General features: G+C 47.2%; 21 protein-coding genes. 6 read left to right on the top strand and 15 right to left on the bottom strand.

The window, feature by feature from the left end; translation table 11 throughout:
* Positions 1-197: 197 nt before the first annotated feature.
* Positions 198-1,103 (top strand): LysR substrate-binding domain-containing protein, encoded by a 906-nt coding sequence (locus tag AC8GE9_RS09200; RefSeq protein WP_506676863.1) that lies wholly within the window; start codon positions 198-200, stop codon positions 1,101-1,103.
* 33 nt (positions 1,104-1,136) lie between these two features.
* Here the strand turns inward: AC8GE9_RS09200 and AC8GE9_RS09195 are convergent, their stop codons facing one another.
* The gene (locus tag AC8GE9_RS09195) at positions 1,137-2,186 is read right to left on the bottom strand and encodes a zinc-dependent alcohol dehydrogenase family protein (RefSeq protein WP_506676862.1); all 1,050 of its coding nucleotides are present in this window, start codon (positions 2,184-2,186) and stop codon (positions 1,137-1,139) included.
* Positions 2,187-2,213: 27 nt separating this feature from the next.
* Entirely contained in the window at positions 2,214-2,336 is a 123-nt protein-coding gene (locus AC8GE9_RS09190; protein ID WP_506676861.1) for a GMC oxidoreductase, read from the bottom strand.
* Between the two features lie 131 nt (positions 2,337-2,467).
* Here AC8GE9_RS09190 and AC8GE9_RS09185 point away from each other — a divergent pair, with 131 nt between their 5' ends.
* From AC8GE9_RS09185 to AC8GE9_RS09175, 3 genes are read left to right on the top strand one after another with little or no spacing between them, the layout of a single operon-like run.
* Positions 2,468-3,463, top strand: a complete 996-nt coding sequence (locus tag AC8GE9_RS09185) for a Bug family tripartite tricarboxylate transporter substrate binding protein (protein WP_506676860.1) — start codon at positions 2,468-2,470, stop codon at positions 3,461-3,463.
* 31 nt (positions 3,464-3,494) lie between these two features.
* Positions 3,495-5,165 (top strand): amidase, encoded by a 1,671-nt coding sequence (locus AC8GE9_RS09180; RefSeq protein ID WP_506676859.1) that lies wholly within the window; start codon positions 3,495-3,497, stop codon positions 5,163-5,165.
* 42 nt (positions 5,166-5,207) lie between these two features.
* Positions 5,208-5,894, top strand: a complete 687-nt coding sequence (locus tag AC8GE9_RS09175) for a cysteine hydrolase family protein (protein ID WP_506676858.1) — start codon at positions 5,208-5,210, stop codon at positions 5,892-5,894.
* Between the two features lie 29 nt (positions 5,895-5,923).
* Here AC8GE9_RS09175 and AC8GE9_RS09170 read toward each other — a convergent pair whose 3' ends face one another.
* From AC8GE9_RS09170 to AC8GE9_RS09120, 11 genes are all read right to left on the bottom strand, one after another.
* On the bottom strand, positions 5,924-6,886 hold the full coding sequence (locus tag AC8GE9_RS09170; RefSeq protein ID WP_506676857.1) for a tripartite tricarboxylate transporter substrate binding protein: 963 nt from the start codon (positions 6,884-6,886) through the stop codon (positions 5,924-5,926).
* 129 nt (positions 6,887-7,015) lie between these two features.
* A complete protein-coding gene (locus AC8GE9_RS09165; RefSeq protein WP_506676856.1) occupies positions 7,016-8,005 on the bottom strand; it encodes a Bug family tripartite tricarboxylate transporter substrate binding protein in 990 nt (329 codons plus the stop codon).
* Positions 8,006-8,097: 92 nt separating this feature from the next.
* The gene (locus AC8GE9_RS09160; protein WP_506676854.1) at positions 8,098-9,723 is read right to left on the bottom strand and encodes a hydantoinase B/oxoprolinase family protein; all 1,626 of its coding nucleotides are present in this window, start codon (positions 9,721-9,723) and stop codon (positions 8,098-8,100) included.
* A complete protein-coding gene (locus tag AC8GE9_RS09155; RefSeq protein WP_506676853.1) occupies positions 9,720-11,828 on the bottom strand; it encodes a hydantoinase/oxoprolinase family protein in 2,109 nt (702 codons plus the stop codon). Before AC8GE9_RS09155 ends, AC8GE9_RS09160 begins: the two co-directional genes overlap by 4 nt.
* Positions 11,829-11,886: 58 nt before the next feature.
* The gene (locus tag AC8GE9_RS09150) at positions 11,887-13,089 is read right to left on the bottom strand and encodes a pyridoxal phosphate-dependent aminotransferase (protein ID WP_506676852.1); all 1,203 of its coding nucleotides are present in this window, start codon (positions 13,087-13,089) and stop codon (positions 11,887-11,889) included.
* 153 nt (positions 13,090-13,242) lie between these two features.
* Positions 13,243-14,184, bottom strand: coding sequence for a LysR family transcriptional regulator (locus AC8GE9_RS09145; protein WP_506676851.1), 942 nt, complete (start codon positions 14,182-14,184; stop codon positions 13,243-13,245).
* Positions 14,185-14,206: 22 nt separating this feature from the next.
* Positions 14,207-14,998 carry a class II aldolase/adducin family protein gene (locus AC8GE9_RS09140; RefSeq protein ID WP_506676850.1) on the bottom strand — a complete coding sequence of 264 codons (792 nt, stop codon included), beginning with the start codon at positions 14,996-14,998 and terminating at the stop codon, positions 14,207-14,209.
* 484 nt (positions 14,999-15,482) lie between these two features.
* Entirely contained in the window at positions 15,483-16,421 is a 939-nt protein-coding gene (locus tag AC8GE9_RS09135) for a dihydrodipicolinate synthase family protein (RefSeq protein WP_506676849.1), read from the bottom strand.
* 23 nt (positions 16,422-16,444) lie between these two features.
* A complete protein-coding gene (locus tag AC8GE9_RS09130; protein ID WP_506676848.1) occupies positions 16,445-17,428 on the bottom strand; it encodes a TRAP transporter substrate-binding protein in 984 nt (327 codons plus the stop codon).
* Positions 17,429-17,450: 22 nt separating this feature from the next.
* Positions 17,451-18,716 carry a TRAP transporter large permease gene (locus AC8GE9_RS09125; protein WP_506676847.1) on the bottom strand — a complete coding sequence of 422 codons (1,266 nt, stop codon included), beginning with the start codon at positions 18,714-18,716 and terminating at the stop codon, positions 17,451-17,453.
* 2 nt (positions 18,717-18,718) lie between these two features.
* Positions 18,719-19,357, bottom strand: coding sequence for a TRAP transporter small permease (locus AC8GE9_RS09120; RefSeq protein WP_506676846.1), 639 nt, complete (start codon positions 19,355-19,357; stop codon positions 18,719-18,721).
* A 113-nt stretch (positions 19,358-19,470) separates the two neighbouring features.
* Between AC8GE9_RS09120 and AC8GE9_RS09115 the strand changes: the two genes are divergently transcribed.
* Positions 19,471-20,133 (top strand): GntR family transcriptional regulator, encoded by a 663-nt coding sequence (locus tag AC8GE9_RS09115; protein ID WP_506676845.1) that lies wholly within the window; start codon positions 19,471-19,473, stop codon positions 20,131-20,133.
* An 8-nt stretch (positions 20,134-20,141) separates the two neighbouring features.
* On the opposite strand, the gene AC8GE9_RS09110 is transcribed toward AC8GE9_RS09115, so the two are convergent.
* Together AC8GE9_RS09110 and AC8GE9_RS09105 are read right to left on the bottom strand one after the other, a co-directional pair.
* A complete protein-coding gene (locus AC8GE9_RS09110) occupies positions 20,142-20,915 on the bottom strand; it encodes a hypothetical protein (RefSeq protein ID WP_506676844.1) in 774 nt (257 codons plus the stop codon).
* A gap of 24 nt (positions 20,916-20,939) precedes the next feature.
* Entirely contained in the window at positions 20,940-22,586 is a 1,647-nt protein-coding gene (locus AC8GE9_RS09105) for a thiamine pyrophosphate-binding protein (protein ID WP_506676843.1), read from the bottom strand.
* Positions 22,587-22,661: 75 nt separating this feature from the next.
* Between AC8GE9_RS09105 and AC8GE9_RS09100 the strand changes: the two genes are divergently transcribed.
* The gene (locus AC8GE9_RS09100) at positions 22,662-23,651 is read left to right on the top strand and encodes a Bug family tripartite tricarboxylate transporter substrate binding protein (RefSeq protein WP_506676842.1); all 990 of its coding nucleotides are present in this window, start codon (positions 22,662-22,664) and stop codon (positions 23,649-23,651) included.
* The last annotated feature ends 136 nt before the right edge of the window (positions 23,652-23,787 follow it).

The following is a 23,787-nucleotide window of genomic DNA, read 5'->3' as shown; positions in this document are numbered from 1 at the left end:
TACCTTTAGAGAGCGATCGCCGTTATACGGCCATGGCCACCATGAAAGGGATTCGTTTGAGCTTGCTTGTCTCCGTTTGCTTGTCTGAGTTATCTCAGTGCAATCGTGTTTTATGTTAATACTACCAACTCGACAGAACGAAAACAAATGAATAATTTAGTCTTATAGGTGAATTTAATTCATGTTAAAAACGAACAATGAGAAAAATTCCCCCGCTTAAATCCGTACAAGCGTTCGAGGCCGCCTCACGCCTTGGATCTTTTGTTGCCGCTGCAGACGAGTTGCATCTGACCCCCTCTGCGATCAGCCACCAAATTCGGACGCTTGAGCAGAGGCTAGGGATCGCCTTATTTCATCGTGCGCATCGCAGCGTAGAGTTAACCGATATCGGACGTCGTTACGCAGAGTCAGTCTCTGAAGCACTCAATCTAATCGAGTCTAGTACTCGCAGCATTGAGAGAGCTGGCAAAAGCGATATCCTGACGATTCATAGCGTTCCCAGCATCGCGGCTCAGTGGCTCATGCCACGACTTTCCAGATTTTCCGCCATGCATGCGGATATCGATGTGCGCTTGAACGCATCGTCCGCACCCGTTGACCTTGCCGCAGGAGAGGCAGATTTCGATATCCGTTACGGACATTTTTTTCCCGATGCTGGCGTGATGGTCGAACCCTTCCCTGCGGAAACAATCGTGGTGAATTGCTCTCGCTCAATGCTGTCAGGTCGTCTTCAATCAAAAGGGGCGTTTACCTTTAATGGTAAAACGTTGATTCACACAGAAGTAAACAAATACACTTGGAGAGATTGGTCCAAGGAACATCCAGAACACAGTTTGGATCTTGAACGAGGCCCACGTTTTGATCGTTCATTTATGGCAATTAACTGTGCAGTAGACGGCCTCGGTGTTGCGTTGGAAAGCACACTACTCATCGAACGAGAACTGGAAAGTAAAAAGCTCGTCATGCCCTTTGGACCAGAGGGCCCTCAAATCGTCTGCCATCAACTGACATACCTCAAGTCCAAAGGGCACGTGCAAAAAATGAAAGCTTTCCGTGAATGGCTGTTTGATGAACTGGACCAATCCATGGCTAATCTCGGCTAGCTCCCAGCACTTTCAATACTGCGTCAGTACTCTTCAAAATAAAAATACACCTTTACCCGACGTTTGCTTGTCAAAAAGCTGATATGCCTGGACTGCATCCTCAAACCCCCAGCGATGGGTAAAAAGAGCATCGACATCCAAGCCACGATCGGCAACAAATCTTGCGCAGTCACCTTGACCAACCGTTGAAAACGTCCATGAGCCGATGATCGTCACTTGGCGGCGTAACAAGTCTGGACTCACATCAAGCGATACGCTACCACCTTCACCCACAAAGCAAGCCTTGCCCCACGTTCGCACGCACTGAACAGACTGTTTTCGTGCCAAAGGGGAAGAGGAAGCATCGATGGAAGCATGTGCACCCAACCCATGCGTCAACTGCTTAATCGCCTGCACGGGGTCATCTTTGGAGGGATTGATCACAGCATCCGCACCTAACTCTTTGGCACGCGCCAAACGCTCCTCACTCACGTCCAGCGCAATCACCCGCGCACCCAAAGCATGGGCCAACTGCGTCGCCGACAGTCCAACAGGGCCTTGTCCGAAAATCGCGATCGTTTGATCGCCATTTAAATCAAGACGATGTAGAGCCCCCCAAGCAGTCCCAGTGCCACAAGCAATCGCAGCGCCCGTTTCAAACGTCAACTCTTCAGGCAATTCAACAATCGTGCTTGCTGGGCATTTCATGTATTTAGCATGTGAGCCATGACCAGTGACGCCGTAGACTTCTTTAACGCCTTCGTCACAAAGCTGCATCCATCCAGTCGAACAATGGGGGCACGCGCCACAACCCCGATAGTGATGCACCATGGCACGCTGGCCCAAATAGGCCCGCTTCGGGTTGACCCCGGATCCAACAGCAACCACCACGCCACAAGGTTCATGTCCCGCTACCACTGGAGGCGCATCACCATAGCCGAGCGCCCTGATCGCCTCACCACGCGGGGAACGATAAAACTTAAGGTCGCTTCCGCACATGCCTGAGGCTTTGATCTCAAGCACAACCTCATCTTGACCCGGTGAAGGATCTGGAAAATCCAGATACTCAATTTTGCTATCCCCCGCAAATACAATCCCTTTCATCGCATGGCTCCTGGTTGGATTTTTAATTTATATGTGTATAACATTAAGACGGGGATTGCGCAGCCCACCAAGCCCTTTGACGCGCAAGCGGTGATCCACGATGCCATGCTCATCTGACCCCATTCGGCGTGTGCCAACCGAGTGATACATCGTCTGCTAATGATAGAAATTTTATCTTTTGATGATATAAAAGTACGCGCACAATAGAAGTTTTCATTACTATTGTGAGTAAAGATGTCATCAGTGACTTCCTTCATTTCAACCGTCAGAAGAGGTTCATCATGCACACTAAACGCCGTACACTAAAATCGATTACAGCCTTGTGCGCGATCGGCGCTATTGGCAGTATTGTCGGAATGAGCTCAGCCTTCGCACAAGCAACCAAATGGCCCGATAAACCCGTTCGAATCGTGGTCCCTTTTGCCCCAGGTGGCAGTAATGACATTATTGCCAGACGATTAGCCGAAAACTTGCGACAAAGCTTGGGGCAACCTTTTCTGATTGAGAACAAACCAGGTGCTGGTAGCGTGGTCGGTGCAAACTATGTTGCAAAATCTGCTCCGGATGGCTATACGATTTTATTTGTGTCAGGTTCACTTGCCACAACAGCAGGCGCTCAAAAAACACCCTATGATGCCAAAGTCGCGTTCGAACCAATCACCACTGTGGCTGATTCACCCTTTGTATTGCTGACCCGCGAGGGCCTTCCAGCTAAAAATGTCAAAGAACTCATCGCGTATATCAAAGCCAACCCTGGCAAAGTCAATTATGGAACAGCTGGCATTGGCGATAATGCTCAACTGATGACGGAGTTACTTGCTAAAGAAGTAGGTGGACTCAAAATGCAATCCATCGCCTACAAGGGCATTAGCCCAGCGCAGCTTGATCTCGTCGCTGGTCGTATCGACTTTCTCTTTACGACTATTGCTTCAATTAAAGGCACGTCAGCAGACGCACTACCAAAGATTGCCTTTACAGGCGCTTCACGCGACCCAGATTTTCCCAATATCCCTACCGTCAAAGAACAAACAGGATTGGACTACGTCGTCACGATCTGGTGGGGAGCCTTTGGTCCAGCAGGGATGGATAAAAAAGCTCGCGACATCCTGAATGTCGAAATTAAAAAAGCGGTATCGACACCCGAGTTTAAAAAGTTTCTCGAAACTCTCGGCGCTCAACCTTCCACTTCATCGCCTGACGAACTACGTGCGCTTTTAGCCAAGGACGTCGATCGCTGGACTGCAACGGCTGAAGCCATCGGCATTCGTCCAAAATAAAAATCCGTGAACAAACACTCTGGAAACTAACATGACCACCAGTAGACAAAATGAACAAGAGGATTTTTTAAGTCTTGTCGGCGAGTATATTTCCGAAAGTACTGCCAAAATGCATGGCATAACTTCAAGAACAGATCCCAAAATTTTGGCCAATGAAGCGATGCGACTGAATCGTGACGCCAGACTTGCAACAGATGCGGGGATCAATCCGTTCTATCAGCCAACTAGTTTTCAGAGTGTATTGAAAAAAGAGGCCGACGTTCTACGCGTCGGTTCCCCCGCCCTCAACCAAAGAAAAACAACAAGCTCACCACAACATTCCTCTAATTTTCCTTCTCTTGTTGAGACTGCTCAACGTTTGCGTGATGGTCAAGTCACAAGCACGGAACTGACCCAAGACGCGGTCAGCAGAGCCATACAAACTCAGCCAGCTCTCAATGCATTTCTTGAAATATGGGCTGAAAAAGCACTAGAGACCGCGCATCTCAGAGACAAAGAATTACAAGCAGGTCATGACCGCGGATTGCTTCATGGCATTCCGCTCGCGCACAAGGATTGTTTCAACATCATTGGGCACTCGGCAACGATTGGTTCCAAAGCTCGCAAGTCAGCTCCTAGCCAAGATAATGCCCGCGTCATCGAACTGCTTGATCAGCAAGGTTCTATCAATATTGGTACGCTTAATCTGAGCGAAATGGTTGCAGGACCAACAGGACAAAATCCTATCTTTGGTGATTGCTGCAATGCTATAGATCCAAACAGAATTTCTGGCGGTTCCTCAAGCGGCTCAGGCTCGGCTGTTGCCTCGGGTGCAGTATTTGCTTCAATGGGTAGCGATACTGGGGGTTCCATCCGCATCCCAGCCTCCGTCAATGGCTTGTTCGGACTGAAGCCTACCTATGGAAGGATTTCTCGTGCTGGCTGCTTTCCACGCGCATATTCAGTAGATTGTCCAGGCCCGCTCACGCGATCTGCACAAGATTGCGCTGCGTTGCTCCAAGCCGTTGCTGGACATGACCCCGATGACCCGTCTACCTTATCAACTGAGGTGCCAGATTATTTAGGCCTCTTAGATGTTGCGGGACTTGGAAGTCGAGTCGCAACACTCAGCTTTGCTAAAGATGAACGTTACGACCCGCAAATCAACCAAGTTTTTGAAAATTTCATCAGCCATATACAAGGTCAGTTTGGCGAGGTTAGTCATGTGACCTATCCAGAAGTCAATCGCTGCAATGCATTAAGCGAAGTGATCTCAAAAGTCGAGGCTGCAGCCGTCCACGGACAATGGATGCGAAAAAATCCTCAGGCTTACTCACAAGCCGTATTCACCAGAACTGAGACAGGCTTGCACATACCCGCCGTTCGTTACATGGAATCGCTTATCTTTCGACTGGATATATTGGAATCCTTCATACGCGAACAATTGCGCGATGTTGATTTGTTGGTTTGTCCAACCATCCCCATCCCAACACCACTTCGAAGCGAGATTGATCTTGAACGACCAGAGGTGACGCTTAATACTGTGGTTGCATTAACGCGGCTCACCCGCCCCTTTAACTATCTCGGGCTACCGGCCCTGACCATGCCGATTGGACGCGATGCAAATGGCATGCCGGTTGGGGCGCAAATTATTGGTCGACCCTTAGCTGAGGCTAGAATCCTCTCGTTTGCACACCTCATCTCTCAAACGATGAGTGCTTAAAAACATCATTCCTTTTATGAATCACTCAATCATGAGCGAACTATGACAACAAAACCATGGGATCAGTATTTAGGCGAACAAGACAAAAAAGTGTTGGAGCGTGGCCGTTTTGCCAGAAGAATGGGCTTTGGTAAAAAGCCTGCAATCATTGTCGTCGACGCACAAAAATTTATGGTTGGCGTACCCGGCCAAGAATCTGAATGGCCCTCAAGCGGCGGACAACAAGGACATGATGCGATGGCACAAATCGTCTCTCTAGTCAGCCAAGGACAAAAGCATAAGATTCCTGTTTTTTTTACGCGCTTTGAGATCGCGTCATCTGGTGTCGATATGGGGGTCTACGCACGCAAACGAGACTTGCTGCACTCTCCGCACTGGTGTCTCGCGGGAGAGGTTGGCTCAGAGCTCGTGGATGAGCTCACACCAACCAGTCACGATATTGAGTTTGTTAAGAAAAAGCCAAGCTGCTTTCATGGCACGCCTTTGTTGGGATATCTCATCGACAGACAGATTGACACTCTCATTGTCGTAGGTGGCTCGACAAGTAATTGTGTACGCGCCACTGTGTTTGACGCTGCTTCTTATAACTATCGCGTCATCATTCCTCAAGAAGCAGTCTTCGATCGTTTCCCTATTTCAAATGCCATCAGTTTGTTTGATATGGACAAACAATTTGCTGACGTCGTCAATGTCCAAGAGGTCTACCAGTATTTTGAATCAATCAAGTAACGCAACGAAGCGTCACACGCTGGAAAATTTCATTGCATTGCAGCGACAAATGGCTTGAGCTCATCACGAATTAACTCAAGCGACTTGGTGAATTCCGCTCCGGGCATATACGCCAGCACAGCCGCATCATTTTTGACAGTCGCAACAAAAGCAGGATCGGCAATCGTGTCCTTTATCGCTTGTTGAAAGCGATTGGCAATACTATCAGGTAAGCTTTTAGGACCAGCGATGGCTCGCTCTGATGTCACACGGATTTTGTAGCCGAACTCATAAATTGATGGCACGTCGGGTATAGCTGAAACTTTCGTTGGATTCATGACTGCAACAGGTATGATATTTTTCATATTTCCATACCCTGCCAGATATTCACCCACGCTCGCAATAGCGAAATCAACGTGCCCACCGATTAGAGCGCTCTTAAACTCACCCGCGCCCTTAAATGGAATGTCAGTGCCACTGATCTGCGCAGCAGCCTCGAGCTTGAGCAAGGCCTGATGACCACTTGTGCCTCGTCCACTCGTCGCAAACGACAAGGATTTAGGTTCCTTTTTGAGGGCACCGATAATCGCAGGGATTGTTTTGAACTTAGCATCATCACGAACCATCAATACGGCGGGATCATCGACGACACGGGCAATAATACGAACGTCATCCGTCTTATAGGTCGCTTGCTTGTACATCGGAATAAATACAAAACCTGGCACATTAATAAAGCCAACGGTGTAGCCATCAGGTTTCGCACGTGCAAGATAGGTTGTTGAAATCTCACCACCTGCACCCGGTTTGTTTACCACAACAATTCTGGTCTTTCCCCCAAGTTTTTTTTCAAGAAATGGCACAAGCGCTCGGGCCATCAGGTCCGTGCCGCCACCCGGGGCGAAACCAACGACTAATTCGATTGCTTGGTCTTCGGGCCACGCCGCATAGCTTGGCGCACACAACACGCTCAACAAGACCGCAACGGAACAAGCTTTAACTTTTCGAAGAGACATCAGGAATTCCTTTTTAAGTGCTTTTATAATCTTCAATACATTCAATATACGGCCAGTATGCCAAAGCAAGCAATACTTTTATCACTTTGATAAAACATATTTTTTGCTCTAGCAAATAGCGGTCAAAGATTAATTAAGAACAATTTTTGCCTCTGTCACGACACGAGCCCACTTTGCCGTCTCCGAAACCATCATGTCTTTCAAGACTTTAGGCTTGCCACCAACAACAGTAAATCCCATATCCACAAGACCTTTATTTAACGTGGCCTCCTTCAACGCAAATTCAAAGGCATCATTGAGTATTGCAACAATATTTTTTGGCGTCCCTGCGCGCACAACAAATCCATACCAAGAGATCAATTCAAAACCCGGCACGCCCGACTCACTAACTGTAGGTAGATTGGGAAATTGGGGTGAACGCTGAGGCGTTGTAATAGCCAGTGCCCGCAGACGGCCGGCGTTGACCAGAGCCATTGACTCAGGAAGAATGGCGATAGACATTGTTGTCTGTCCCCCTGCTAATCCAGCAAGCGCAGGAGCACCTCCCTTGTATGGAATATGAGACATCTCGATTCCTGCCATCATTTTGTACATTTCAGTACCAAGATGTCCCGGCGAACCATTTCCTGCCGTTGCGTAATTACTCTGATTTGGTTTGCTTTTAAGATATGCAGTCAGTTCCTGCATCGTGTAAACAGGAACAGATGGGTGAACGAGAACCTGACTCGCTTGTTCGGTTGCCAGAATGATAGGCTCAAGGTCAGTAAGGGGGTTGTATGGTGACTTTTCCTTGTAGAGGAGCGGATTAACCGCTAGCGCAGCCGAAGTCCCGAGAAATATGGTGTAACCATCTGCGGGCTGTTTTAAAACATGACTCACTGCGATGTTGCCGCTCGCTCCAGGAATATTTTCTACAATAATAGTTTGACCAAGTTTCTCACCCACCGCTTTAGCCATTGTGCGGGCAAGGAGATCCGTCGATCCTCCAGGCGCGTAAGGCACAATAATTTTCATTATCTTATTCGGAAACTCCTTTTGAGCGCCTTGGGCCGACACTACACCAACGCTTGAAAGACCAAACAGCACGACTGCAAGAACTTTAGCCACAATCTTTTTCATATCAATACCTTTTAAATGTAATAGATTAAAAATCCTAAGCATCACATATGTGTCATGATTTTTTAGGCATTCAGGATAAGTGACAACAAGCACTAAACATATTTATATAAAGCATCAAGCGTTGTAAGTGATGCGGGACGTTCACTTGGCAGTCCATAACCGCCTCCTCCAGGTGTACGCAAAATAACTTCGTCACCCGGAGCTAGGATGTGTGGACGCCGGCTATCAATAGCAACACCATTTATCAATACCTCGCCGCAAGCACCCTCTCCACCACCTCCGAGACCTGGCGCAGAGACTTGGATTCTTTCTGTCAGAAATACAATCGACAAGGGGCCATCGTGACTATTAGTGAAACAGATTTCCTCACCCAGTCCACCACGCATACAACCTACACCGCCCGACCCTGGTCGCAAGCGTTTATATTTAAAAAATACCGGTGAATCTCTCTCAGCGATCTCAATAGGAGTAGGTGAAATATTACTTGGCCAAGACATTGCAGCTGAACCGTCTTTACTCGCTGTAGCACCCATACCTCCGTTGTAGAAAAGAACAGTCGCAAAAGGTTTGCCGTCAGAGCGAGTCCCGCTGAGATTGGCAATCCAAAGTGGAGAGCCAGCACCAGCCATCACTCGCTTAGGTAAAACTGAGTGGAGGGCTCCAAAAATTAATATTGGAACGTAATGACCCGTACAAGAACGTCCACCTACCGGTGCAGGAGATTTTGGATTTAGTAATGATCCCTCAGGCGCTGAAATACGGATCGGTCGAAATAAACCATCGTTGTTAGGAAGGTCTGGAAGTAACAAGCACTTAATTGCATAGACAGTCATCGCATAGGTATAAGCCAAGACACAATTTATTGCACGCGGCTGTTGTAAGGAGGTTCCAGAAAAGTCACAATCAATTTCACCCCCTTTAACATTGACCAATACAGAAAAGCGAAACCTATTTTCAAAGCCATCTGTACACATCTCATATTGATATGAGCCGTCTTTTATTTGATGGATCGCTTGCCTCATTGCAGATTCACCGCGAGAAAATAAAGCTTCAGCAAGCTCATCCACACCATCTAGCGCATACTCCCGCAGAACATCGCCTATGCGATCTGCAACGAGTTCAACAGCCCCAACTTGAGACCAGATATCGCCAATAGTCTGTTCTGGAGTCCGAACGTTAGTCTTGATTAACGTGATTAATGTTTCATCAGGCACTCCCGCTCTTAAAAATCTCATCATTGGTATATGAAAACCCTCTTCATATAGTTCGCGAGAATCAACAGAACGGATTTTTCCTCCAATATCAGGCACATGACCCGCAGTTGCCGCAAAACCAATCAGGCTATTTTGATAAAAAATTGGTTTCACCAAGCAAACATCATTGAGATGCCCCGTGCCAATCCATGGATTATTAGTAATGTAGATATCACCTTGGCGGATCTCATCGATACCAATCAGTGACATCGCGGCCCTGACCGTTCGGGGTAAGGTACCAATAAAAGAAGGAATACTTCCACTGTTTTCGGCAAGTGCACGCCCTTGAGAATCAGTAATGACTACTGCAAAATCATTCGCTTCAGTTGAAAGCGTTGAAAATGAAGTACGTACGATTAGTTTTGCCGCCTCATCTGCAATCGAACGAATACGCGTCCAAAATACCTCTAAAAAAATTGGATCCGCTGCTCGGTTTGTAATAATAGATTTATTAATTAGGCTCATTGCTCAACATCCCCAATCGTAATCACCAAATTGCCACTAGCTAGCTGTTCAACACGTCCTTTAGGACCGACAACAAGCGTAGAGCTCACATCCTCAATCAGCAGTGGTCCCCTTGCAGAAAAACCCGTTGAGAGCTCAGCTCGCTCGAAAATCGGGGTTTCAATATAGGCATTGAGCTCCTTAAAATACACCTCACGAAATCCTTTGGGTCCAACATCGTGACCTATGCGCATTAACTCTGGCACAAATTGGGTATGAGGTGGCGCATCACCTGAGATCCGGACATTGACAAACTCAACTTGCACATCAGGCGGTGTGCGACCAAACTTTTCCTTGTATGCGCTTTCAAAAGCTTGAACAAGTTTGATGCGAATATTATTTTCAGATTGAACGGTGTCATCCGAGTAAGGTCCCTCGGGTAACTCAACGGATAAATTGAAACCTTGACCGACAAATCGACCGTCCGCTTGCCGCTTTATCGATATGGGACCAAACGCATACGAAAGCGTTTCTAAGGTTGACCGCGCCTCAACTTCTAATTCGCGGTAAGCATTTTCAAGAGGACTCAACTCATTTGAAGAAAATTTAAAATTCAATGTTCTTGACAAGTCTGACCGAGCGGAGGCCATTAATAAACCAAATGCTGAGGCCACACCCGCAGAGGGGGGGCAGATAATTTTAGAAACACCTATTTTCTGAGCAACATAATAAGCGTGAAGAGGGCCACCACCTCCCGTGCACACCAAGACAAAATCCCTTGGATCACGTCCACGCTCCGCAACGTGTACGCGGGCAGCGCCGGCCATGTTTTCGGCAACGACATCGTGAATACCCCAAGCCACGTCGATCAAGCTCCGATCAAGTGACTGACCCATTTGAGACAAGGCTTCGACAGCACGACTAGGATATATAGATAAAGAACCACCAGCAAAATATTCAGGGTTAAGGTAGCCAAGAATTAAGTTTGCATCCGTCACTGTCGGCTTGACACCTCCGAGACCGTAACATGCTGGGCCAGGCTCTGAGCCGGCACTTTCCGGACCCACTTTTAACAATCCTAATTGATCCAGATGCGCGATGCTCCCACCCCCAGCACCGATTTCAATTAGGTCGACTGTCGTAATTCGAATTGGTAATCCACTTCCCTCTGAAAATCTTTTGCGACGAGCGACTTCAAAGGTAAATGAAATTGACGGTTGTCCATTCTCGATCAGACTCAACTTAGCTGTTGTCCCCCCCATGTCAAATGCCAAGAGATTCGGGAATCCATCCTGTATTCCGTAGTGTGCTGCCGCAATTGAGCCTGCAGCTGGCCCAGATTCCAATAAATCAATCGGATTACGCCTTGCTTGAGAAATATGGGATAAACCACCATTCGAGAGCATCATCAGGACACCACACTCGATACCTAAATTTGCCAACCTATCCTCGAGCGCAGTCAGGTAGCGACTCGCCATGGGTTTGATGTAAGCATTTGCTAGTGTGGTGGACATTCTTTCAAATTCGCGTATAACGGGCGCGACATTCGAAGATAGCGTGACTTCCATTTGAGGAAAATCACGTTTAATCCACTCTGCAACAGTTCTCTCATGACCTGAAAAAGCGTACGAATGAAGCAGACAGACTGCGATGGAACTCACGCCTTGATCAGCCAAATAAGAAACAGCCGATCGGACATTTTCTTCATCGAGTGGCTCTAACTCATGACCTTTAGAGTCAACACGACCGCGAATCTCAGCGCGAAGATTGCGTGGAACAAGAACTGGAGCCCGCTCTATCGTTAAATCGTAGAGATCAAATTTTCGTTCATTACCGATTTCAATGATATCTTTGAAACCATCATTGACCAGCATTCCAATGCCGGTCGCTCGGCGCTCAATCAGCGCATTAGTAAACAGTGTTGTTGCATGAACGACTCGTTTAATTTTAGAGGGGGGAATTCCCCATTTTTCAATGAGTTCAATGACACCGTTTGTGACTGCCAGAGCTGGATCCCCATGTGTAGTCAATACTTTTGAGCTGTATAGCTTACCGGCAGAGTACTCAAGTGCCACAATATCAGTAAAAGTGCCGCCAATATCAATACTGATTGACCAATCACTCACAAATGATCTCCAACAAAAATAGTTATTTTCATCGTGCTAAGTAGCACGATGAACTTGCTCACACCAACTCTTCGCATGCCAAACGAATCCTACGACACCCCTCTTCCAGCACAGCATCTTTTGTAGCAAAAGATAATCGAAAGAACGGCGACTGACCATACGCGGCCCCCTGAATGACGGCTACGTTTTGCGATTCGAGAAGATGTTTTACAAAGTCCGTGTCATCGCGAATGACATTTCCTTCTTTTGTTTTTTTTCCGATCGCCTCTGCACAGGATGCAAATAAATAAAATGCGCCTTCTGGCTGATGAAAAATTAAGCAAGGGACATGACTGAGTAGACTAACAACTTTGTCCCGACGACTTTGAAAAATTGATCGACTCGTCTCAACAAAATCCTGAGGGCCAGTCAAGGCTTGAGTGGCTGCGGCCTGACTTATGGCAGAGGGATTCGATGTGCTCTGTGACTGAAGTTTTATCATATTTTTAATGAGTGTCGCAGGACCCGCCGCATAGCCAATTCTCCAGCCTGTCATTGCATACGCTTTTGAAACGCCATTAATTGTCAATGTGCGCTCCATCAGAGCGGGCTCAACTTGAGCCACAGTCACAAATTCTCGTCCGTCATAAATTAAATGTTCATAAATGTCATCTGCCAACACACTTACGTGAGGAAACCTCAGTAAAACTTCCGTGAGTGCTTTGAGCTCGCTGCGCGTGTATACAACTCCGCTAGGGTTCCCGGGTGCATTCAAAATCAACCAGCGTGTTTTGGGTGTGATTGAACGTTCGAGTTGTTCAGGTGACATCTTGAAACCCTTTTTAGGGTCGCAAGCAATAAAGACCGGACTGCCACCAGCAAGACGCACAATATCGGGGTAAGACACCCAGTAAGGTCCAGGAATAATGACTTCATCACCGAAGTCTACTGTGCACATCAACGCATTAAAAATAGCCTGCTTAGCACCACTACAGGCAACAATTTGATTCAGCTCATAAGAAAGCTCGTTTTCTCGTTTGAACTTTTCTTTAATCGCCTCTTTAAGCTCAACCGTGCCGCCTACGTCGGTGTATTTGGTTTTGCCAGAATGCATCGCAAGAATGGCGGCCTCTTTGATATGTTCTGGCGTATCAAAATCAGGCTCACCTGTTGTTAAACCAATGACGTCACGGCCTAACGCCTTCAATTCTCTAACGCGCTGACCCGCCATAGAACTTGGCGAGGGCTCTATACGGCCTAGTCTTTTAGAAATATGGATCATTTGTTCGCTTTTTATTTGCTGATGAAAAAAATTACACACTTCTAAATGACCTTAGATGTTGAGCCCTAAAAATTCAAATCAAATAAAAAGATAGATTTATCGTTTTTAGCGATAAATACATTAATCCAGCATTTTTTTGAAACTCGCACAGGTTTATTTAACACGAGGAATCTTTTTGACACCCAAAGGAAATTTATGATGATCAATGGAAATTAAAATCGAATCTACAAGATGTGTTGCGCTTGGGGCCATGGAGCGTAGGCGGCGAGAAATAAGACCAATTTCTCGATACAGAATAGGCCCCTTCAGCGGGCGATATGCAAACTTTGCAAATCCTGTCAGATTTGCTGCAAGCGCAGGTAGTATTGAAAAACAATTGCCTTGGTTAATGAGTGGATACAAAGAAGTTGTACTTGAGGCTTCATCGTGCCTCCCCTGAAAAACCTCTAGTTGATTGACGTTCTCACGAAGGAATTTGCTTATTCCTGTGTCGGGTGTAAGCGATATAAAACCTTTAGAAGTCAGACTGTCCCAATTAAGTGACTTTGATGAACCGGCAAGATGAAAATCAGATCTACAAACTACACCATACCGATCCATCAAAAGTGGCACATAATCCAAAACATCTGTGTTTTTAGGGCGATCTGCAATAGCAAAATCAACTTCTCCGTCAATGACCAATTGCTCAACATGACCTGCCCCAGTATCTCTAAGTGACAGAGTAATCCCTGAATATGAAGAGCGAAAGTCAGCAATGACTGTCACCATGACTTGATACAAAAAAGATGCCGCACAGGCAATCTTAATATGCCCTACTTGCCCCTGAGAGTATGCTTGCAGGTCTGAAATTGCCGTATCAAAATCACGCAAAATCTGATCAGCTTTGCTTTTGAAGCGTTGAGCTTCATCCGTCATGACTACACTTCGTGTCGTTCTATCAAAAAGACTAAAGCCAACAGCTGACTCAAATTGCTGAATAGTCGCAGTGAGCGACGACTGGGTAATGAACAAGCGAGCAGCTGCTGTAGTAAAAGAACCCGTGGTGGCGAGCTCAGAAAAGGCACGTAAATGTCTCAGCGACACGACTCTAGTCATATGAATCTTTAACTTGGTTAGATTAGTTCTTGTAAGTCGGATCTGCGCGATCCAGTTTACGAATCAAGGCGGGCCACTCTAGATCACCAAAACGGCGACGCGTACTGGCTTGATAGTTGTTCCACGTTTCTTCTAACACTCTTTCTGACACCTTGACCATGGGTGAGTTGCACGCCATGGCGGCAAGTTGCGCATAACAGGAAAGCTCTAAGCGATGCAACCAGTTAAAGGCCTCTCCGATTGTCACACCCGCAACGAGTGCACCATGATTACGCAACATCAGTACGTTGTTTGTGCCGAGATCTTTCACCAAGGATGCTTTTTCTGTATCAAGCAAAACCACACCCTCGTAGTCATGGTATGCGATCTTTAGAAAGCGCATCGAAGTTTGATTGAGCGGTAGCACGCCACATTCAAGAGAAGAGACCGCCATCGAGGCCCAGCTGTGCGTATGCACGACGCACCCCACATCGTGGCGCGCTTCGTGAATAGCACTATGAATCACTGCACCTGCGCGATTGACGCCATAGCCCAGACTGCCAAAATCAGGGCCTCCCAGGACCTTGCCGGAAAAGTCGATCTTTAGCAGACTCGACGCAGTAATTTCCTCATACATCATGCCGTAGGGATTGATGAGATACACACCTTCTTCGTCCGGAATGCGCGCGGAAATGTGATTAGCGATCATGTCCGACAAGCCGAACATCGCCACGAGTCGATAGCAGGCTGCCAGATCGACACGCGCTTGCCACTCGGCATCAGAAACCTTGCCTTCAAGTGACGGGATTTCGAGGTAACCATCTTTTGCTTTCATGTTGTCTCCTAGGTGCGATTTGATCGCTATGAATTTTGTAACAATATTGAGTTTTCATCATACAGCGCTAAAAAAATTTCATGATGTCATCCGCACAGGAACGATGATCGAGCTTGCTGTGCCCGCGTCGCGAGTGAGGGCTGGACCCCCTGATATCTGCCGAGATGTCCACACCACGCCCTGCGACAGTAAGGCAGCGCAACTGGTCCAAAGCATCGGAAGAAAAGAGACGCTTCCCCAAAGCAAGACAATCATTTAACCACTCCGTTAAATAGTCGCAAGAGGCGAACTTAGTGGAGGGAATATTGAAGGAAAAAGACCTCAAGTCAATCGAACTTTTTATGAGTTTATATTCGATTTATTCGAAAGATTGTCAAACTTAAATACAAGCGATCAAAATCGCTATAGACGTGTCTCATAAAATCCATAAAACTAGATTTTTCAACTAATTTTATGGACAAGCAATCAGTTTAGATGTTGAAGACTACTTTTTTACAAGCCATGAGCGATACCAGCTTTTAAATAAATTAAGTTGAGTTTCAGCGTAACGTTTTTGACTCAAAGATAAAGTGTCTGTTTCATTAAAGTGTAATTCGTACTCTAAATTGCCCTCCAAAACCATCAGGTACTTATAGTAAAGAACCAGATCAACACCCTCATCGAATGAGGAAAGTACCCCTAACGCATCCTCCAGCTCACCTGCGCGTACACGAGCCGAAGCATCACCAGCGCAGGCATGCTTGCACAAATCAACCAAGTGCAAAACTTCTTTGGGTAGGATGTTTCCAATACCTGTAATTGCACCTACAGCACCACAATTGATATAACCGTGCACCACCTGCGTGTCCACACCAACGAGCAGCGAAACTGAAGAATCATTACCCACAATGTGTTCAGCGGCATACCTGAGTGAGGCCGCTCCTCCAAACTCTTTAAAACCTATAAGATTTTGATACTTTTTTCGCAACTCAAAAAACAAGTCAGCACGCGTTTCAAACCCATAGTAAGGACTGTTATAAATGACGGAAGGTAGACCTTTAGCAGCTTCCAAAATACCTTCAAAATGTGCGCGCTGAGCAGCTACCGACGTTCCTCGTGAAAGAACTCGGGGGATGACCATCAAGCCACTCGCCCCACACGCTGCAGCATGTGCGGCAATAGCAGCAGCGCGCTTAGGACTCTGAGCACCCGTTCCGACAATCACGGGGATTCCCGCTTTGACTAAACACTCAACGCCCTGCATGCGTTGTTCATCGGTCAAAAGTGGCCAATCACCCATAGAGCCGCAATACACAACGGCAGACATACCTGCTTGTATTAATTCAACACCTTTTTTGACTAGCGCGTCAAAGTCAGGTTGTCTAGCAGCGTTACACGGCGTCATCAAAGCTGGCACAACGCCTGCAAATACATTTTTATTCATTATTGTCTTCTCTAAAGGCTAAATTACAAGGTTTGTCCGACTTTACGTAACTCTGCCAAGACAGGTGCTTTAGGTAACCAAATCTTGTCATAGTCGGCAATAACGGCTTGCGCATCAGCGCTATTAGCGGTTCGGAATGGGATCTTGGTAGCTTTGAATTGCTCGATCAATTTTGGTTCATTACCCGCCAATTGATCAATCTGAGTATCCAACGCCGCACGCACAGCTCGTGTGATTAAATCTCGATCAGCAGGTGTCGTGTTCTGCCAGACCCGACCAGATACCAGTGCCGCAACCGGCATAAAGATTGCATTCATCTGCAAGATTGACTTTGAAACTTTATCAAAGCGCTGATTCCAAGAAAACTCTAAATCAGCCTCGAGCCCATCCACCTGACCATTCGACATCGCATCAAAAACCTGAGGCGTCGCGACTGGCGTTGGAGCGGCTCCGAGCAATTGATAAAAGTCGCGATAAGCAGGAGTAGGATTAATGCGCAACTTCATTCCCTTGATATCAGAAATCTTTGTAATATCTTTGGCAGAGAAAATCGCACGCATGCCCGTTATACCCCAGGCTAAACCTATCGTTCCAGTGGTCGAGGGCAATACATCTAGCAGACTGACAGCAACAGGATGTCGCACAAGTTTTGCAATTTTATCGGTAGAGTCCACCACATAAGGAGCAGTAATTGCGGCAATCGATGGGACACGCGAACCAAGTTCCGCAGCCATGATCCAGCCCATATCAAGGGCGCCGGACTGCATTTGCTGCAACATCGCGGCTTCATTACCGAGTTGTCCCGAAGGGAAAATAGTCATACTTAGTCGACCATTTGTTTCCTGTTTAAGCGTGTCCGCTACTTTTTGAGCAGCAACGTTCCAAGGATGACCGTTCGGGGTAATGATGCCTAGTCTTAATTGCTTTGTTTGGGCGAACAAGAGGCTAGGAGTACCCAAGACCAAAGATGCACCACCAATAATCACTTGACGACGAGTAACTTTCATATGAACTCCTTTGTGGATATAGTTATTTCAACAAGGCTGTTGAGAGACTCGGAAAAAAGCAAAGCAGTACCAACAATAAGCAAGAAACGACAAAAAAAGGCCAAGTGATAAGGAACATCGCACCTGGTTTAGCACCCGTCACAGCGGATGCCACAAAAAAACTCAATCCGACCGGAGGTGTTAATAAACCCAATACCAAATTGATCACAACAACCACACCAAAATGTCGTGGGTCAATGCCATAAACCTCCGTTGCTATAGGAAGGAGGATCGGCACAATCATGATTAATCCAGGAATTCCATCAATGATGGTACCGATTAACAAAATCGCGAGACTTGCAATCAACAGGAAAGCAATCGGATCCGTTGCAATCAATTTGATACTTTCTGCAAGCATTTGAGGAATTTTTCCATAGACCAATACCCAGGAAAAAACGACTGCTGCAGCAACTAGAAACAACACAATGGCAGAGTAGACACCGGCGCGAAACATCATTTTAGGCAGATCAGAAAATTTAAATTCCCGAGTCCAGTAACGACCTATCAATGCAGCAACGACCGAGCCAACAGCCGCAGACTCGGTCGGATTTGCTAAGCCACCCAAAATAGAACCAATAATGACTATTGGAATCAGCAAGGTCGGAGCCGCATTCAGGACGATCGCAAGACGCGCCTTAATCGATTGCTTGTCCGCTCTTGGGTAGTTATAGAAAAAGCCCATCACCATAATGATCAGAAAAAACATTCCAGTCAAAATAATGCCTGGAATGATTCCTGCAATCAGCATGTCTCCAACAGCAACTTGTGCGAGCGTGCTGTAAACAACAAACATAACGGACGGCGGAATGATCGGCCCGAGCATGCCACCATAAGCCGTCAGGCCAGCAGAAAATGTCTTGTCATACCCCTTCTTCACCATTTCGGGAACCATGATTTGAGACATGATTGCGACTTGCGCAGTGGAAGAGCCAAGTATCGAGGACACCAGCATGTTCGCAAGTATATTGACATAGGCTAGACCACCCTTTATGGCACCTACAAATGCCATAGCAAGATTCACGATCCGTTTGGTGATACCACCACCGTTCATAATTTCACCAATCAATATGAACAATGGAATTGCAATCAACCCATAGCTATCCACACCACCAAATAGTTGTAGAGGGTAATTAATAAACAATAATGGATTGCCAGAATCCATGATGTACACAAGCGCACCCAAGCACAAGCATATTCCGATGGGCAAACCAACAAACATCAGTCCAATAAAGATTGCGGTGGTCATCATGATTAGTTAATTCCCTCAGCACCACCAAGATTGATATCCACGCTCGACGCCGGTTCAATCCATCCAAGGTCTTCTAAAAGATTTGCAAGGCTGTGAATGATCATAGTGACTGAAAATATGGGAATGATGAGGTAGATCACCCATGTGGGCCACCCTAGTGTTTGGGTTCTTTCCGTATAAAGAAAATTAAATGTTTTACCAGCTAGCGCCTTAGCATCAAAACCCGATTGGAAATATCCGACCGGATCAAACCAGAGCACACACATCCATGTCAAAGCAATTGCAAAAAAAGTGACACCTGTACCTGCCAAAACCTTGGCGGTTTTTTTATAAGTCTGAGGCAATCTGTCCGTCACAATACTGACTGCAAAGTCCATTCTTAGACGAGTCATGGCTGAACCACCGATAAACGTGAGCCACACTACAGAATAAACAGCCGACTCATCAATCCAATATATCGGTGCACCGCTATAGCGGGTTACAACATTTAGTAATATCAAAAAAGTCAGCAGGAACATCAGTCCTGTAATACATTTTTTTTCTACCCCAAGCGTGGCACTTGAGGCAGTAATGACGCAACGTGTCCAAAAGGACGACTGGCTTGGATGTGTAAACTCTTTTGTCACATTTTTTTCTAGCATCACATACCTTGCATGGCTAGGTTTTTAATTTATTCAAATAATTGTATATTGTATAAAATATGCAAGTCAATGGATTTCCCGTAGAATGATCAAAGTTCATCCTCTACAAAAACATGGAACATAAAACACTCGCCAACGCCATTGCTGACAAGTTGCGTCAAGAAATTTTGAGTGACCACTACTCAGCCGGAACGCAACTCCGCCAAGATGCACTTGCAAAGGCATTTGGCGCCAGCAGGATTCCAGTAAGAGAAGCCCTCATTCAATTGGAATCAGAAGGGCTTGTGAAAATGATTCCCCACAAAGGGGCCGTCGTCACCAGCCTCTCCAAAGCAGAAATCAATGACGTTTTCGATTTACGGCTTATTTTAGAAACAAGACTCTTTAAAGAGTCAATTCCGAAACTAACAGAGGTCGATTTTGCACTTCTAGATGAAATCCAACATGAATTTGGTGCAGCAATCAGAAGCGGGGACTTAACACAGTGGGGCAAACTCAACACAAGTTTGCACTCCACACTGTATTCTCGCGCCGAGCTTCCACAGACAGTTTCCGTCGTCGCAGGACTTCTGCAAAAAAGCGATCGTTACACTAGGGTTCAGCTTTCATCCAAGGAGGCTAGAAAGCGGGCAGAGAAAGAACATGCAAACCTAATTAATGCTGCAAAGAAAAAAAATATTAAAGCTGCATGTTCAATGCTTGCAGAACATATCGAATCCGTTCGCTTAGACCTGCTCAATATATTAAAAAAAAACAGCCATCCTTCTAGCTCTTAAGAAAGCATTTAGCACTCCAAGCACAGATCACGACCAAACTGTAAAACTAAAAACTCTGCACCTGCCTCCCTTGACTCGACCGCAAAGGAAAAGTCGGATGGTTCGCTAAAAAAAACAGACGACTCCGCGAAATCACGATCGCCATACTTTAGAACACCCTGAATATTGACGAGATACTGACCACCACTCTGAGTACTGGAGTGAATCGTAAAAGATTTGTTTGGACCAAGTCTAACCAAACTCGCAGACAAACCATCATCGAGCGCGTAGTGACTATCGTCAAAAAGTGGCTCCACAACGGGATGATCCAGATGACCCAGCACGGCCTGCGTACTTTTCACAAAAGGAATGGAAAAGTGCCGTTTTTTCGAAGGACGGAGTTTTTCACGATAGCCTTCCTTGTGTAGATAAATCGCCCCAGGATCTTTGCGCGGACGCAAGGCGAAATAAGAAAGTCCTTGCTGGCTCGCCGTGATGGGTCCGTAGCCTGTATAGGCATCCGTGTAATGCACCACCGCAGGGCCAAGCTTGCCCTCGGTACGCCCCATCTGCCCTTCCCCCTCAAAAAACACCTGAAACTGCTCCACCTCATGAAAATGCGGGTGGATGATTTCCTGAGGCGTCATCTCGATCAAAAACGCTTGCGGAGAGACGGCTTTACTATCGTGTGACACCGCATCCGAAGGGCGCAGAAAATCCGTCCTCCAGTGCACCTCGCCGCTCTCCATGCGCGATAGTCGTCTGTTACTCAAGGACTCCTGCTTTGTTGAAACGTGAATCATGATCCTCAGCCTCCTAGATTGAATTTAACCCCGCATTGCCTTGAGTTGCTCTGGGTACCCGGACGGATCGATCGAAACATCGAGCAATGATGGACCATCGCAAGCTAGGGCCCGTTGCATCCCCTCTACAAATTCTTGCTCATTCGAGACGCGGATACCCACACCACCGAGTGCCTCCATCGTCGCCGCAAAGTCGTGGTGACGCCAACGCACTCCCTCCGGTTTCATCGAACGACTCTGTTGTTTGATATCAATGAGAGATAAGGCACTATCATTAAAAACGATCACGATGACCTGAGCCTGTTGCTCAACCGCGGTGCAGAGCTCACCGAGACACATCATCAAACCACCATCCCCGGTAAAGCACAAGACCGACGTATTTCGCTCTTGCACCGCGGCTGAAATCGCAGCCGGCAAAGCAAAAGCCATCGTCGCCAAGCCATTAGAGATGAGGACATCCCCCGCACGCTCCGCAGGAAAAAATCCCGCCACGGAAAACATGTGTGCGCCCGCATCAATCGAAAACATGGGCTTAACCCCTGCCTCACGACAACAAAGTGCGGCTAATTGCGCAACCCGATCAGGTGCGACTCCGTATTGCACAGGAGAATACGTCAACTGCTTTTGCGCACTTTCGCGTAAAGCATCAAGCGCAGACGCACTCCAGCCGCCTTGCTCATAGCCCTGCGACGCTATCAACGTCTGCAGGATATCCGTCAAAACCCCCACCACACGTATCTCAGGCACCACATAATGGACGGGATGCACACACGCAGCGATATCCACCACGGGAGTGTCGTAGCGCCAAGGCTGCAAGATCAACTCGACGGGATCCATGCCGATCAAAATCATCAGATCAGAGGCGGCAATGGCCTCTTGCTCAAGCGAGCCACCCGTAAAGATACCCACTACGCGGGGATCCGAATCAGGTATCACACCTTTGGCTTTATACGTCGTCAGTACGGCACAACCCAACGCATCGACAAACTTTCTGATGATCTCTGCATGAGCGCGCGCCTCCAAGCCCAGAACAACAATAGGCCGACGCGCCAGTCTTAATCTTGCCTGAAGCTCTTGTAGCTGTATCGTCGGCGAGACCCCATGCTCGTCAGTCTGAAGCTTAGTCCGCGTCGCGTTGACGCGATTTTCAGAAGACATTGAGACAAGCTTGCGAGCAGTCTCCGAAGTCAACTCAATATGCACAGGTCCCATGGGGCCGGCACAAGCCAAAGCGAGCAAAGCCTCAATTTCAGCCTCTGGATCTTCAGACTCGAGTCGGCTGACGGCTTTGACGATCGGTGCCAGGACCGCTTTCTGATCAAATACCTGATGCGTGATATAGGACAACTGTTTGGGGGTAAACCCGTCTGTCAACACCACGACTGGTGCACGATCCAAACTCGCATACGCCACGCCGTTAGCACTGTTGGTGAGCCCTGGACCTTTGGTCATAAGTGCGACACCCGGCACACCCGTCGTCTCAGAAAGCGCACCCGCCATCATGACCGCTGCGTTTTCAGTTTTAGTGAGGATGAATTCGATGTCTTGAGCAGAGGCGGCAGCGATCACGTCAAGCGAGGAACCCCCACCAGGAAGACCGAAAATTTTTTTAACGCCCTTTTGCCCAAGTTTATGCACCAACAACTGCGCGATCGTGATTTTTTCACTCATCGTCATGTCTCTTCTATCATTTTTTTTGTTTGCCCGTTAATCTAAACAGAATAACTTAAAAAATGGAGTCACTTCATGCACTTTTTTTTAGTCGAAATAAAGAAGTACCTCGGGCTTTCTTTCGCTTTCTTTGTTGCTTTACTTGCCGCTCCAGCATCCAGCCAGCCCGCCTACCCTGCCCAGCCTATTCGTTTAATTGTCAGCTTTGCGGCCGGTGGCCCCACGGATGTCTTTGCGCGCCTGATCGCCTCCAAGCTAGAAAAAGAACTCGGTCAGCCCATTATTGTTGAAAATAAACCGGGAGGCGGCTCCAACATCGGCTCAGAATTTGTCGCCAAAGCCAAACCTGATGGCTATACGCTCTTAGTCGGTACGGTCGCCAACACCACCAACATGGGGATCTACAAAAATCTCGGCTACAACACGGTGCGAGATTTTGCACCGATCACTCAGATCATGTCCTCGCCGAGCGTATTAGTCGTCAATACAGATCTGCCTGTTAAAACGCTTGATGAACTCATCGCTTATGTCAAAGCCAGACCCGGCAAATTGAACTACGCGTCTTCGGGTGCCGGTGGCATGCAACACCATGCGGGTGAAATGCTCAAACTACGCGCTGGTATCGACGTTTTGCATATTCCCTATAAAGGTGCGGCGCCGGCTCTAACAGATGTCATAGGTGGAACCGTAGGCATGGGTTTTAAAACCGCCAGCGGCGTCATGCCTGCGATTCAATCGGGCAAAGTACGTGCGATCGCTGTCGCCGGAAGTCATCGCTTGGCTCAATTACCGGACGTCCCCACCATGGCCGAAGCAGGCATGCCTGGCATCGAAGCCGACTCCTGGAATGGACTGTTTGCACCCGCCGGTACACCGCCCGCCATCATCAACAAACTCGCTGACGCAACGATCGCGATCCTAAAAACGCAAGAGATCAAAGATCGCTTTGCCGCGATCTCTGCGACCCCCGTAGGCAGTTCACCCGCTGAGTTTTCAAAGTATGTCAAGGATGAAGTAGACAAATGGGGCAAAGTCGCAAGAGAAGCGAATGTTCAGTTGAATTAATGCAGTCAAAAAAGCGATAAAGAGGAGAGGCTTACAAGGCTCTATCCGCACGGGTCTTGAAGTATCTGACATTGCAAAAAAAACTTCCGTCCTCGGCTTCTAAAATTTGTCGAGGACCTTCAATGCCACTCAAAGC

Origin of the sequence: Zwartia lucis (genome assembly GCF_965234455.1) — a bacterium.
Lineage (GTDB): Bacteria > Pseudomonadota > Gammaproteobacteria > Burkholderiales > Burkholderiaceae_B > Zwartia > Zwartia lucis.
This window is presented reverse-complemented; position numbering and strand designations above follow the sequence as displayed.